Below are 14,526 nucleotides of genomic sequence, written 5' to 3'. Positions count from 1 at the left end.
GCAGGGGCCCGGGGGCAGGCGGCTCGACAACGGCCGGCGCGATGGCGGTGATGCGTTCTGCGGCGAGGCCGGCGCGTGGCGCGGCAGGCGACAACGCGGAGTTGTCGAGGCGGGGTCCGGTGCCCAGCGGGCGACGGCGGTCGTTCATCCGAACAGTCTCTCGCGACATGATCGAGGAGTCGCACGGCGGGGGCGGGAATGCCGATCCCGGTCCCGACAGGTGCGAGGAGTCGCCCGGCCGTCATCGATGGCCGGACAACTCCTCGTCCGTGAAACCTCCGAGGCGGCCAAGGCGTCCAGCGGAGCGCGGACGGTCATCGCCGCCCACCGCGGCCGGCACCGACCACCTCGGCGTCGACGCAGCCGCGAGGCCGTTCTGCTCCAAGGGGCTTTCAGGCACCGTGCTCCGGTCGCGGGCGCAGGCCGTCGAGGATGATGCCCAGATAGCGGCGCCAGTCGGTGACCCCGGCCTGCACGACATGGCAGAGGCCGATGTAGAGCGGCGACACGTCCGCGACGGTCAGGTCCTTGCGCACCGACCCCTCGGCCTGGGCCCGCTTGAGCACCTTGTCGGTGAGCTCGTTGAGTTCCGCGATCGCCTGCGCGTCGAAGGTGCTGCCGCCGACCATCGCCGTGACCGTCTCCGCGTAACCGCGGTCGTGCTCCTGCATGGTTCCGCAGAACTCCAGGGAACGGGCAAGGCCGTTCCAGGGGTTCGGGTCGGGGAGCACCTCGTTCCTGAGGAAGTCCAGGGTCTGCTGGAAGCGGTGCTCCACGATCGCCTCCGCCAGTGACTCCTTGGTCGGGAAGTGCCGGTACACGGTCCCGATGCCCACGCCCGCTCTGCGGGCGATATCACCCATCTGTGCGTCCCGGCCGGACTCGGAGAAGGCGGCCCGTGCGGCGTCGAGCACCTTGAGCCGGTTGCGCGCGGCGTCGGCCCGCAGCTTGCCGCCGGTGGGTGCGCTGGAAGGGGGTGGGGTGTTTGACAAGGGGAACCGCGCCTCCGTATCGTCATTTTCCGGAACCGGACATCCGATTCCGCTTACCACTTTAACCCACAGGAGCGTATCCCTCCCATGGCCACGCCTCCCACTTCCGTCTTATCCCCGGACCCGCTTCGCTGGAAGGCGCTCGTCGTCCTGGCCGCGGCCCAGCTGACGGTGGTCCTCGACGCCTCGATCGTGAACGTCGCGCTGCCGTCGATCCAGCGGGACCTGCACTTCAGCGACTCCAACGTCCAGTGGATCGTCAACGCCTACGCCCTCGCCTTCGGAGGCTTCCTGCTGCTGGGCGGCCGGACCGCCGATCTGCTCGGCCGGCGACGGGTGTTCGTGACCGGACTCGGTCTGTTCGCTGTCGCCTCGCTGCTCGGGGGCCTCGCGCCGGGCGCGGGCTGGCTGATCGCCGCCCGTATCGGCCAGGGCCTCGGTGCCGCGATCATCGCGCCGGCCGCACTGTCCATCGTCACCACGACCTTCACCGAAGGCGCCGAGCGCAACAAGGCCCTCGGCATATGGGGTGCGCTCGCCGGAGCGGGCGGCGCCATCGGCGTCCTGCTCGGCGGCGTGCTGACCGAGTGGGCGGGCTGGGAGTGGGTGATGTTCGTCAACGTGCCGATCTGCCTCGGCGCCGCCCTCTTCACCCCGCGCCTGGTCCGCGAGAGCCGCGCCCATGAACGCACCGGAATCGACTTCGCCGGTGCCGCACTGGTGACCGGCGGTCTCAGTGTGCTGGTCTACGCGCTCGTGGACGCCGAGCGGGCCGGCTGGGGTTCAGGCCGGACCATCGGACTCCTGGTGCTGTCGGGCGTCCTGCTGTTGGTCTTCGCCGTGGTCGAACTGCGCGTCGTGAAGCACCCCGTGATGCCGCTGCGCATCTTCCGCAATCGCAATCTCTCCAGCGCCAACATGGTCTCTCTGCTGGTGGGCGCCGCGCTGCTGTCGATGTTCTTCTTCATCTCCCTCTACCTCCAGCAGGTGCTCGGCTTCTCCGCACTCGAAGCCGGACTGTCCTACCTGCCCTTCTCGGTGGCGAGCATCATCGCGGCCGGTGTGGGCTCGCAGTTGGTGACGAAGATCGGGCCCAGGCCCATCCTCCTCACCGGCCTGACGCTGACCACGGTGGGACTGCTGCTGTTCACCCGCATCCCCGCCAACGGCACGTTCGCCGGGGACGTCCTGCTGCCCTCGGTCGTCGCGGCCCTGGGGCTCGGGTTCTCGTTCGTGCCCGTGACCATCGTCGCCGTCTCCGGTGTGACACCCCAGGAGTCGGGCCTCGCCTCGGGACTCATCAACACGACCCAGCAGATCGGCGGCGCGCTCGGCCTGGCGGTGCTCTCATCGGTGGCCAACGCCCGCATCGGCGAGCTTCTGCGGGGCAAGCGGCCCGACGGCGCGGCCATGGCGGACGCGATGACGGAGGGCTTCCGGCTGGCCTTCGCGGTCGGAGCGGGATTCGCCCTGCTCGGTGTGGTGATCACACTGCTGGCGGTCCCCAGGATCGGCCGCTCCGCGCAGGACGACGTGCCGGTCGCGGCGATCTGACGTACGGGAAGCACGACACGGGCCCGGCCATCGCGGCCGGGCCCGTGCCGTGCTCTGCGTGTGTCGGGGCGTCAGTAGGACAGCCCGGGGCAGTAGGCCCCCGCCCCCGCCCCCGGCGCCGTGTACGAGCCGCGCACGACGAGCGTCTCCAGCCGCTCCAGGGCCATGCCGCGGGTACGCAACGCCCAGCTCAGAGTCTCGGGCAACAACCGGCCCGGGATACGCAGCCGAGGGGCCGGACCGTCGGGCGCCGCCCTGCGCATCAGCTCGCCCGCGCCCGTGTACAGGGCCCGCACCGCGGCCTCCGAGACCGCCGTCAGATGGCCCAGATCGGACAGGCCCGTGGTGTAGCCGGCGATCGCACCGGTCGCCCGGTCCTCGACGACGTACGGCTGGGACCACCCGAAGGCCCGTTTCGCGGCCATGTGGATCTCCCCGTCCCGCGCATGGCCGTTCACCGCGCGGTAGAGCTCCTGGCACGCGGGCACGTCGTCCTCGGCCATCGCGCGCACCGCGAAGCCCGCCAGGTTCGCGGGGGTGGGGGGCGCGTACCCGGCGACCACGGAGAGCTGCTCGCACGGTACGAAGCCGAGCGACGCGTACAGCCGGTACGCACCGAGGTTGTTGGTCACCTGTACGGCACGCACGGATTCCCGCTCGTGCCGAGCGGCTGCGGCGACCACCTCGTCCATCAGCAGACGACCCACCCCACCGCCCTGCGTGCCGGGCGCGACACTGAGGGGGCCGAACGCGGCCACCGACTCGCCCAGGACCAGGAAGTTGGAGCCCACCACGGCTCCGGCGCCGTCGACCGCCGCATAGGCGAGGCAGCCCGGCGCCGCGAGCCGGTCCCGGAACATCTCCGTCACCGCGTCCACCGAGGACCACTCGGGCGGCAGCCCCAACGAGGCGTTCAGCGTGTTGAAGGCGTCGAAGCAGATGCCCGCCATCGCCGGCAGGTCCTCCCACGCCGCTTCCCGGACCCGGAGGCCCTCCCCGCCGCTCTTTGGGGCGCCGCCGCCCGGCTCGGGGAAATAGCCGACGCGGACGAAGAACCCGACGTACTTCTCGAAGAGTTCACGCGTCATCGGCGGGCATGCGATGCCGGTACCCGCCAGCAGTTCCCGGGTCCGAGAGGTGTCGACGGACAGATAGTGGTTGCGTCCGCTGTAGATGGTCGACTCGAACGCGTCGATCATCGGGACCATCGCGTTGTCCCGGTCGGAGCGGATGCGCTCGACCCAGGTGTCCCAGCGCAGTTCGTCCAGACGGTAGCCGAGGGACCGCAGGGAGTCCGTCATCTCGGAGAACGGCAGATGCGTTCCGTTCGCGAGGTGGTGGTTGCGGCCCGCCGCCCGCTCGTCGCGCGACAGCCGCAGCACGGCCGCGCTGACGTGATCGACCGGCACCAGGTGGAAGATGCCCGCGGGATCCGCCGGCACCGCACCGGCCTGCACGATCCCCTTCATGCTCAGCCAGACGAAGTCATGCGTCTGGCAGAAGCCGCGCTCCGAGTCGCCCGAGATCTCGTCCACCCGGTAGACCGCGACCGGCAGACCCCGTTCCCTGGCAAGCCCGATGATCTGCTCCGCCACCAGCTTCGTCTGCCGGTAGCCGGAGGACAGCGCCTCGGCGGGGCCCGGCGGATCGGTGACCTTCAGGGCGACTCCAGGGACAGCCTCGGCGGCGAACACGCCCGTGGACGAGATGTGGTGGACGGGCACGGTCCGGTGCCGGGCGGCAAGCCGCAGGATTTCCGCGGTGCCCGTGACGTTCGCGTCCCTCAGCGCCGAATAGGGGTAGAGACCGTTGACGGTCGCCGCGGCGTGGTAGACGGCGTCGACACTGCGCGCGAGGGCGTCGAAGCGGTCCGGGGCGAGTCCCAGCAGGGGCCGGGCGAGATCGCCGACGACCACGGACAGCCGATCCGTGTCGATGTCGTCCCAGAACTCGTACCACTCCAGGTTCTTCCGCAGCCTCGCCCGTGCGCCCGCCTCGTCGGCCCCGCGCACCAGACAGTGCACGGTCGCCCGGGTCGTACGCAGCAGATCGCGCAGCAGGTACGCGCCGAGGAAGCCGGTCGCGCCGGTGAGGAACACCTCCCCCGGGTCGTCGACGACCCGGATCACCTCGTCGGCGGGGGTGATGTCCGCCGCCAGGACGACCTCGGCGGCGAAGTCCACCGCGTCCTCGTCGGAGCCCGGCACGGTGGACACCGCGTCCAGGACCTTCGCCAGCAGGTGGTCGGCGAGCACCGCCAGGGTCGGATGCTCGAAGACGAGCGTCGGACGCAGGCTCACCCCGCAGAAGTCGCTGATCTGGTTGCGCATCTCCACGGCCATGAGGGAGTCGACACCCATGTCCGCGAACGGCGTATCGGGGCCGATGTCGTCCGTGCCGTCGTGGCCCAGGACCGCCGCGACCCGGGAGGCGATCCGGTCCATCATGTGCAGCAGCTGCTTCTCCTCGTCCATACCGGCGAGTACGGCGGCCAGCCGGGCGGCGATCTCCGGGCTTTCGCCCGGTTCGAGTGCCCGTCCGGCCGGGGCGGCTGCGTCGGTCGGCTCCTGGACGGGCGCGGGTGCCGGTGCCGCCGCGTGGGCGGGGGCGGCAGGCGTGGGCAGCCAGTGGCGCTTGCGCTGGAACGCATAGGTCGGCAGTGTGACGTGACGGGCACCGGTGCCCTCGAAGAAGGCCGCCCAGTCGACCGGGACGCCGGCGGTGTGGAGCGCGGCGGCGACGCCGACGGCGGTCGCGGCGCCGGGCCGGTCACGACGGGACACCGGCAGGGCACGGTGGTCCGCGTCGCCGATCACCTGGCGCACCAGGGCCGTGAGCACCCCGTCCGGCCCCAGTTCGACGAAGGTGTCGGTGCCCCGGTCCCGCAGCGTCCCCACCGCGGCGGCGAACCGCACGGCCGAGCGCAGCTGCCCGGCCCAGTACGCGGGCGTCAGCAGCTCCGCACCGGCGAGGGCCCCGGTGGCCGTGGAGACGATCGGGATGTCGGGCGTGCGGTAGGCGACGGTGCGCGCGACGGCCTCGAACTCCTCCAGCACCGCGTCCATCCGGGGCGAGTGAAAGGCATGACTAACCGTCAGGCGCTTGGTCCTGCTCCCCTGTTCGGCCAGGACGCGGGCGACCTCCGACACGGCGTCCGCGTCGCCCGAGACCACGACCGACCGGGGCGCGTTCACGGCGGCGATCCCCATCCGGGACTCCCAGCCTTCGAGGAGCGGCAGTATCTCCTCCTCGGCGGCCTCCACGGCGACCATGGCGCCGCCCTCGGGCAGTGCCTGCATCAGCTCGCCACGGGCGGTGACCAGCCTGGCCGCGTCGGGCAGCGAGAACACCCCGGCCACATGCGCCGCGGCGAGTTCGCCGATGGAGTGACCGGCGAGCGCGTCGGGCCGCACCCCCCAGGACCGCAGCAGCGCGAACTGCGCCACCTCCAGGGCGAACAGGGCCGGCTGGGCGAAGCCGGTGCGATCGAGACGGCCGTGCTCCTCTGGGGCACCGGAGGCGAGCAGCAGTCGCCGTACGTCGGGGGCCAGCCGCTCGCACACCGCGTCCAGCGCCTCGGCGAACACCGGGAACGCCTCGTACAGTTCACGGGCCATGCCCGCCCACTGGGAACCCTGCCCCGTGAAAAGGAACGCGGTGGTGCGGACGGGCCCGGCGAGCCCCGTGGCCAGTCCGGCCGCGGGCTCACCCTCCGCGAGCGCGCCCAGACCGCGCAGCAGCCCCTTCGCACCGTCGGCGACGACGGCGGCGCGATGCTCGAGCCCGGCCCGGGACAGGGCCAGGGTGCGTCCGATGTCCACGGGCACGAGATCGGGCGCCGCACGCAGGAAGGACTCCAGACGGCGGGCCTGCTCGCGCAGTGCGGCGGAGGACTTCGCGGACAGCAGCCACGGCACGGCCGCGACGGGCCGCGAAGGGACGTCCTCGGTGGCGGCGGGGGTGTGCGGGGTCTCCTCCAGGACGACATGCGCGTTGGTGCCGCTGATGGCGAAGGCGGACACACCGGCACGCCGGGGCCGTCCATCGGCGCTCGTCCACGGCCGCGCCCGGGTGAGCAGCCGTACGTGCCCCAAGGACCAGTCGACATGCGGTGACGGCCGGTCGGCGTTCAGCGTCGCCGGGAGTACCGCGTGCCGCATCGCCTGCACCAGCTTGATGACACCCGCGACACCCGCGGCGGCCTGGGTGTGGGCGATGTTGGACTTGACCGACCCCAGCCAAACGGGGCGCTCCGGGTCCCGGCCCTGACCGTAGGTGGCGAGGATCGCCTCGGCCTCGATCGGGTCGCCGAGCGTGGTCCCCGTGCCATGGGCCTCGACGAGGTCGACCTCGTCCGCGGCCACCCGGGCGTTGGCGAGCGCCCGGCGGATCACCCGTTGCTGCGCCTGACCGTTGGGAGCCGTGAGCCCGTTGGAGGCGCCGTCCTGGTTGACCGCGCTGCCCCGGATCACGGCGAGCACATGGTGGCCCGCCCGGCGCGCGTCCGAGAGCCGTTCGAGCAGCAGGACGCCCACTCCTTCGCCGAAGGCGGTGCCGTCCGCCCCCTCGGCGAAGGCCTTCACCCGGCCGTCCGGCGCCAGACCCCGCTGCCTGCTGAAGGTGATCATGTCGTCCGGGGTCGCCATCACCGTGACACCGCCGGTGAGCGCGAGCCGCGACTCACCGGAGCGCAGCGAGCCGCAGGCCAGGTGGAGGGCGACCAAGGAGGCGGAGCAAGCCGTGTCCACGGTGACGGCGGGCCCGTGGAGACCCAGCGTGTAGGCCACCCGGCCCGACAGCACACTGCCCGAGGTGACGAAGCCGAGATGGCCCTCGTACTCGGAGGCGGGCGCGGCGAGCGTGCTGTACGTCTGTCCCTTGGTACCGACGAAGACACCGGTCTCCGATCCCGCGAGTCCGGTCGGATCGATGCCCGCCCGCTCGAAGACCTCCCACGCGACCTCCAGCAGCAGCCGCTGCTGGGGATCCATCGCGGTCGCTTCACGGGGGGTGATGCCGAAGAACCCGGCGTCGAACGCGGACGGGTCGGTCAGGAACCCGCCGCGCGAGGCGTAGCTGGTGCCGTGGTGGTCGGGGTCGGGGTCGAACAGCGTGTCCAGCGGCCAGCCCCGGTCGGCGGGGAAGTCCGCTGTGGCGTCCCTCCCTTCGGCGATCAGGTCCCACAGCTGCTCGGGCGACTCCACCCCGCCCGGGAAGCGGCAGGCCATGCCGATGATGGCGATCGGCTCGTCGTCGTTCCCGTCGTTCCCGCCGTTCCCGGGCGGGACCGTACGGCCCGCCGTCGGCGCTTCGACGGGGGAGCGGGGGCCGGACGTCCCCGTCAGCTCCCCGACCAGGCGGTCGGCGAACGCCGCGGGAGTCGGATGGTCGAACACCGCGGTCGCCGGGAGGCGTGCCCCGACCAGTGCGCACAGCCGCTGCCCGACCGCCACGACGGCCAGGGAGCCGAGCCCGAGATCGACGAACGGCCGTGTCGGCGCCACCTCTTCGGGGCCCGCGACGCCAAGGGTCCGAGCCACCTCGGTGCGTACCAGGTCCAGGACGGTCCGGGTCCGCTCGGTCGCCGTCAGGGCCGCGAGCCGGTGCGCCCACTCGCCGGGCCCGCCTCCGCGCTCGCGGCCGGCATCCGTTTCCGTTCCGGGCGCGCCACCGGTGGCCACACCGAGCAGCCGGGAACCGGCCTCGGCCAGCAGATGCCGGGTGATCTTCCCGGACGCGGTCCGGGGCACGCACTCGATCGCGTACACCTTCTCCGGCACCTTGAAGAAGGACAGCAGCCCGCGGCAGTGCTCGAACAGCGCCTGGACGTCGACCCCTTCGGGACCCGGCACCACATACGCGACGGGCACCTCGCCGAATACCTCGTGGGGCTCCCCGCCCACCGCCGCGTCGACCACGCCCGCCGCCGTGCGCACCACGTCCTCGATCTCCACGGGGTGGACGTTCTCGCCACCCCGGATGATCAGCTCCTTGAGCCGGCCGGTCAGCGTCACGTGCCCGAGGGCGTCCCGGCGCCCCAGGTCGCCCGTGCGGTACCACCCGTCCCGCAGCACCTCGGCGGTCGCGTCGGGCAGACCGTGGTAGCCCAGCATCAGGTTGGGGCCGCCGACCCAGACCTCGCCCTCGTCCCCGGCGGGCACCTCGGCACCGGACCCGGTGCCCACCAGACGGACGTCCACCCCCGGTACGGGAGGGCCGGCCGATCCGGCGACCCGGTCACCGGTCGGCCGGTTGGAGGTGATCGCGCCCGTCTCGGTCGATCCGTACTGGTCCACGAGCGGGACGCCGAACGCCTCCTCGAAACGGCTTCCCAGCGATGCCCCGCTGGCCGATCCGGCGACGAACCCCAGCCGCAGCGAGGGGAGTTCGGTGCGCTCCTGTTGCGCGCGGTCCAGCAGGTAGTGGTAGGTCGTCGGCACCCCGGCGAGGAAGGTCACACCGTCGTCGCGCAGCGCGTCCAGGACCTCGGAGGGGGCGAAACCGCTCATGAGCCGGGCTTCGGCGCCCACGGCCACGACCCCCATGACGCACAGGTTCTGCCCCAGACCGTGGAAGAGAGGCATCGGCCACAGCAGCCGGTCGTCCTGCGACATCCCGAGCACGCCCACATGGCACGCCTCCACCAGCCACAGCGAACTGCGCAGGGAGTAGAGCACGCCCTTGGGCCGGCCGGTGGTGCCCGAGGTGTAGAGCATCCAGGCCGGGGCGTCGAGCGGATTCTCCCGGGGCGCCGGCCCCTCGGGCTCGGCTGCGGCGAGCGTCTCGTACGCGATGATACCGGCGGGCGCGTCCTTCGGCGGCGGGGCGTCGCCGGTCAGCACGATCGCCGGCCGGGGGACACCGGACGCGGACACCGCCCGCAGCAGCACGTCGAGCCGCGCCGGGTCGCACAGCACCAGCGATGCCCCGGAGTCCCGCAGGAAATGGGCCAGTTCGGCGTCGGACGCCTGCGGATTGATCGGCACGGTGACGCCGCCGGCCCGTATGACGGCGAGGCAACTCTCCACCGCCTCGACACTGTTGCCCATGAGGACGGCCGCACGGCCGCCGCTCTCCAGCCCCAGGGCGGCCAGATGCCCGGCGAGCCGAGAGGTCCGCAGATCCAGTTCCCGGTAGCCGACACCGCGCCCGGCGTCGGCGAAGGCCACCTTGTCCCCGATCCGGGCGGCATGTCCGCCCAGCAGTTCGGACAAGGGACGGATCAAGGAAGGGGTCGTATCAGGAGCCATGTCATCGCACCTCTCGGCTCTGTGCTCAGTGCTTGGTGGGCGGTTGCGGCCGTGCCGTCAGCGGACGGCCAGCACGGTCCTGGTCGGGCAGGAGAACTCCAGGGAACCGTCGGGGCCCGCCAGCACCCGCAGCGCCTCGCGCGCCTCGTCGGTCGCCTCGGCCACCCGCTCCGGCGGCACCAGGTCCCACTGCATGCGCGTGGTCACGGTCCTGGTCCAGGCCAGGTAGTCGTCGATGGTCTCGAAGCGGGAGTCCGCCGGGACATGGCGGATCCGCACATCGCCGAATCCGGCCTTGAGGAAGGCGGCGGCCGTGGACTCCTCGCTGACCAGCGGGCCACCGAGACCCAGGACCACCTGCCAGGGGTCGTCGACACCCTCGGGGAGGTACCTGGCCAGCACGCCCGCGAGAATCTCCGCGGACTCCCAGCCCGTGGCCAGCCTGCCGTTCTCGGTGGGGAACGTGGTCGCGGCGAACCGGCCACCGGGGCGCAGGGCGGCAGCGGCGCAGGACAGCGCCTTCTCCGCCTCCGGCAGCAGGAACAGGACCATACCGGCGCTCGCCGCGTCGAAGGGCTCGGCGAAGGCGAATCCCTGGGCGTTGCCCAACTCGGCACGGGCCCGGCCCGAGAGCCCGCGGGCGGCGATGTCCGCCGCGCACGCGTCGACCATGCCCTGGGCCTGGTCGATGCCGAGGACGAAGCCGTCCGGCCCGACCTGGTGGGCGATGGGGAACAGGCAGGCACCGCGCCCGCAGCCGATGTCCAGCACACGCTCCCCGGGCGAGAGCTCCAGCAGATCGGCGACCATCTTCCCGAGCGGATGGAAGATCATCTGGCCCGCGGATTCGTACTGCTCGGCGGACTTGTCGTAGGCGTCCCTCACGAGGGAGGTGATGCGGATGTCCTCGGTCATGATGCGCTCTCTTCCTGAGTCGGCGGATCGTCGGACGTCGTCGGCCGCACGATGCAGCCGAGACGGAATTCGGCGCAATGCGGCTTTCCCGCGACGCGCCACCACAATTGATCGGGAGTCGGCAGCATTTCGGAAACGACGACTTCTCCCTCGGGAAGCCGCGCGATATCGAGCACCGACAGCGGATCAGCGAAATCGACGTACAGCGGTTTGGGTTCGGCCGGATGCTTCACATACACATGGCGGGGAATTCCGTGGGAGGCCCGGAGCCTCTGCACGGCCAGCCATTGCGTGACGGTGTCCCCGGTCCTCTCCGGAATGTGCAGGTGCCAGCGGGCACGTTGAAGGACGACACCGTCCACCACGATCCGGGGGGTGTACGCCCCGAGAATGACCGGCACCGGTACCAGCGCGGGCCGGGACACCGCCCGGTGCAGCGTGGACGACAGGTCGCCCGGGTAGAGCAGCCGCTCCCGCCCGTCGACCAGCACCGCGTCCGCCGAAGCGGGGACGACGGCGTCGGCGATCGGCACCACATCGGCCCGGTCCTTGTCCGACAGACCGCTCAGTTCGATGGCGACACCGGGCAGCTCGGGCGTCACATGCGCACTGCGCCGACGCGAGACGATCGTCGCGGCCGTCCCGGACGGCACAGCCCGCGCCACCCGCTCGCTGAACCCGCCCCACAGGCCGTCCGGGTCGCTGTGCAGCGGACGCTCCAGCCCTCCGAAGATCGAGCTGCAGTCGTCGTGCAGCTCCGAGAGCACCCAGGTGGCGGTGGCCGGATCGGGACCCGCCACCATCAGGTCCGGGCTCGGGAGGCACGCGTCCTCACGACCGTAGGAGACGGTGTCCCACAGCGGTGCCAGCGCCTCGTCCAGCTCGCTGCGGCCCAGCTCCACGACGGACGGACGGCCGTCGCCCGTCCCCGCCCGCTCGACGGCCCGTTCGACCAGGCCGCGCAGCACCGAGTCCAGCCGGTCACGGCGCGGCGAGCGGGCGGGGATCTCCCGTACGGCCAGCGCGGCCAGCGGAGCGGGCGAGCCCCGGAGCTCGTCGCGCAAGGAGTCGCGGGCGTCCTCCCTGGCCAGCAGCGCCGCGAGGAACGCGAGCGGGAACACCGCCTCGGTGACCTCCCGGATCCGGTCCACGACCGGCGCGCCGAAACCGACCCGCTCGCTCAGCGGGCTCGACCTGTCCTCGTGGAACAGCTCGCGGTCGGCGTAGTGCCTGCCGCTGTCGCGCGACACCTGCCCGCCGTCCTGCTCACGGGCCGCCCGCGCGGCCATGAGATGGCCCGCCCGCTCGGGCCATGCCGCATCCGCGTACGCGTCGCGGGCCTCCGCGAGTTCGACGACCGCGGCCGTGGGGTGCTCGGCCGCCAGCCTGGTCAGCGCGTGCAGCTCGGTCGCCGGGAGACGCCAGGGGGAGACGAGCAGCGCCGGTCCGAGGGCTTTCACCAGCTCGGCCGCGTACGCGTCGTCCGCCGCCCGCTCCGGGGGAAGGACACCGGCTGCGGCGACGAGCGTGTCCAGACGGCCCCCCGGGGCCGCCGCGGCGGCCTGCCACAGGGCCAGGGCGGGGGCGGCGACCTTGAACCTGCGGCCGTCGACGGCCCGTTCCAGCACCGGGTCCGGGCCCTGCCGGCGGAACAGCGGACTGGGCCAGACGCGCTGCCGCGTCAGCGGCACCTCTCCGGCGGCCCGCTCGCGCAGCTCCTCCACGAGCCAGGCGCTCGCCTCCACCACGACCTTCTCCCGGCCCGGCGCGCCGGTCAGCAGGGCCTCCTCCTGGTCCGGCCGCAGTCGGCCGAACAGCACCGGGCCGAAGAACGAGACCGTCTCGCACTTGGTGGCGAACCGGCGCAGATAGCGGTGCAGGGTGTCGACCCGGCGGCGCAGAGCACGCGGCACCACGCCCCCGTCCCGTGCCTCGGCCCAGCCCGGATGGGCCAGCGGCGCGGTCTCCAGCGCCGTGCGGTGGAACGACGGGTTGGACACGAACACGGCGTGTCCGAAGTCGTCCCGGCCCGCGGCCTCGGCGGTGCGCAGCCGGGCCCGCGACAGTGCCGCGTCCAGCTCCTCCCGGGCCGCCGCCAGCCGCTCGTCGAGCGCGGCGACCAGGGCGTTCCACCCGGATGCCCAGTGCGGCGCTCCGGTGGCCGTGAGGATCGCCTCGCATCGCTCGTCCAGCGGTGCGGCCTCCTCCACCAGCCGACGGCAGCTCTGGAGGGCCCGCAGGGACCGCTGGCGCGGTTCGACGGTGCGTACGGCCGCACGCAGCCGCGGCCAGAGCTCGTCCACGAAGTGCGCGCGCCCGGAGGCGACGGCGTCCTCGGCCGCCAGCACCTCGGCAGCGGTGGTGAGCAGTTCCTCGGAGGCGAGCCCGTCCAGAAGGCCGGCCGGGAAACCCGTCGCCCGCAGCAGCGACCAGGGCATCGTCTCGACGGAGAGTTCCCCGTTCCCCGCGCGCACATTCCATGTCAGTGATGCCATGTCAATTCTCCAGACTGGTCTCGCTTTTCATTCGCCGCTCCGGTAGGAAAGGGATGACCGAGGGAATGTTTGGCCGTCCAGCCGCCGACGCACCCGGTAATCCGGAGGGGAAAATGGAGATGCGAATTTCGTCTCGGACGTTGCGCCGTTGCCGCGAAAGCGTCGACCGTGCCGAGAAAAAGCTGATCGCGCTGTCGAGGAGTATTCACGCCGAGCCGGAGACCGCATTCCAGGAGCACCGGAGCGCGGCCAAGGTGAGCGGACTGCTGCGGGACGAGGGATTCGAGATCGAGCCCGGGGCCGGGGGCCTGGAGACCGCGTTCACCGCCCGCTACGGCAGCGGCCCGCTCACCGTCGGGCTGTGCGCGGAGTACGACGCGCTGCCGGGCCTCGGCCACGCCTGCGGCCACAACATCATCGCCGCGTCGTCGGTGGGCGCGGCGCTGGCGCTGAGGGACGTGGCCGACGCACTCGGCATCACGGTCATGGTGCTGGGCACCCCGGCCGAGGAGGAGGGCGGCGGCAAGATCACGATGCTGGAGGCGGGGGTCTTCGACGATGTGTCGATGGCGATGCTCGTTCACCCGGCCCCCGAGGACAACTGCGCTCCCCGCCCCCTCGCACTGGTCGAGCTCGAAGTCCGCTACACCGGAAAGGAGTCGCACTCCGCGCTCGCCCCCCACCTGGGGATCAACGCGGCCGACGCGCTGACCGTGGCCGAGGTCGCCGTCGGCGTGGGCCGCCAGCACTTCGAGCCGAGGCAGCAGGTGCACGGCATCGTCACCCGGGGCGGCGAGGTGCCCAATGTGGTGCCCGCGCGCACGAGCGCCCTCTACAACCTCCGTGCCGCCGACATGGAGTCCCTGGAACGTCTCGAAACACGCATCAGGGCCTGCTTCGAGGGCGGTGCCGTGGCCACGGGCTGTACGCACGAGGTCCGGTCCACGCCCGCGTACGCCGAACTGGCCCACGACCCCTTCCTGGTGGAGGCGTACCGGGCCGCGGCCACCGAGCTGGGCCGCCCGCTGGTGTCCCCGCAGGACGAGCGCGCGATGCCCACCGGCAGCACCGACATGGGCAATGTGAGCCGGGCCCTGCCCAGTGTGCACCCGAGCATCGGCATCGACAGCGGGGGCGCGGTCAACCACCAGCCGGAGTTCGCCGAGGCGTGCGTGGCTCCGGCCGCCGACCGGGCGCTGCTCCAGGGAGCCGTGGCGCTCGCCTGGACCGCGGCGCAGGCCGCCGAGGACGACCGGACCCGGGAGCGCCTGCTGGCGGCCCACCTGGCCCGCCGTGCCGCGGCCCGCGCGTCCGGCTGAC

Annotated in this window: 6 protein-coding genes; 2 read left to right on the top strand and 4 right to left on the bottom strand. The window is 72.4% G+C overall.

Annotated features, from left to right (window positions below; translation table 11 throughout):
• Window positions 1-392: 392 nt before the first annotated feature.
• Window positions 393-992: a TetR/AcrR family transcriptional regulator gene (locus ACIHCL_RS17125; RefSeq protein ID WP_399862437.1), complete on the bottom strand. Its 600-nt coding sequence runs from the start codon at window positions 990-992 to the stop codon at window positions 393-395.
• A gap of 87 nt (window positions 993-1,079) precedes the next feature.
• On the opposite strand from ACIHCL_RS17125, the gene ACIHCL_RS17120 reads away from it, so the two are divergent.
• The gene (locus tag ACIHCL_RS17120) at window positions 1,080-2,546 is read left to right on the top strand and encodes an MFS transporter (protein ID WP_399862435.1); all 1,467 of its coding nucleotides are present in this window, start codon (window positions 1,080-1,082) and stop codon (window positions 2,544-2,546) included.
• Window positions 2,547-2,617: 71 nt separating this feature from the next.
• On the opposite strand, the gene ACIHCL_RS17115 is transcribed toward ACIHCL_RS17120, so the two are convergent.
• The 3 genes from ACIHCL_RS17115 to ACIHCL_RS17105 form a co-directional block, all read right to left on the bottom strand.
• Window positions 2,618-9,772: a thioester reductase domain-containing protein gene (locus ACIHCL_RS17115; RefSeq protein WP_399862433.1), complete on the bottom strand. Its 7,155-nt coding sequence runs from the start codon at window positions 9,770-9,772 to the stop codon at window positions 2,618-2,620.
• 81 nt (window positions 9,773-9,853) lie between these two features.
• A complete protein-coding gene (locus tag ACIHCL_RS17110) occupies window positions 9,854-10,711 on the bottom strand; it encodes a class I SAM-dependent methyltransferase (RefSeq protein WP_399862431.1) in 858 nt (285 codons plus the stop codon).
• Window positions 10,708-13,206, bottom strand: coding sequence for a lantibiotic dehydratase (locus ACIHCL_RS17105; RefSeq protein WP_399862429.1), 2,499 nt, complete (start codon window positions 13,204-13,206; stop codon window positions 10,708-10,710). The genes ACIHCL_RS17110 and ACIHCL_RS17105 overlap by 4 nt, the downstream gene beginning before the upstream one ends.
• Window positions 13,207-13,325: 119 nt before the next feature.
• Here ACIHCL_RS17105 and ACIHCL_RS17100 point away from each other — a divergent pair, with 119 nt between their 5' ends.
• On the top strand, window positions 13,326-14,525 hold the full coding sequence (locus tag ACIHCL_RS17100; RefSeq protein WP_399862427.1) for a M20 family metallopeptidase: 1,200 nt from the start codon (window positions 13,326-13,328) through the stop codon (window positions 14,523-14,525).
• Window position 14,526: the final 1 nt, after the last annotated feature.

This window comes from Streptomyces sp. NPDC052042, from assembly GCF_044548345.1.
Lineage (GTDB): Bacteria > Actinomycetota > Actinomycetes > Streptomycetales > Streptomycetaceae > Streptomyces.
The sequence above is the reverse complement of the archived record's forward strand: the minus strand, read 5'-3'. Positions and strand labels throughout refer to the sequence as shown.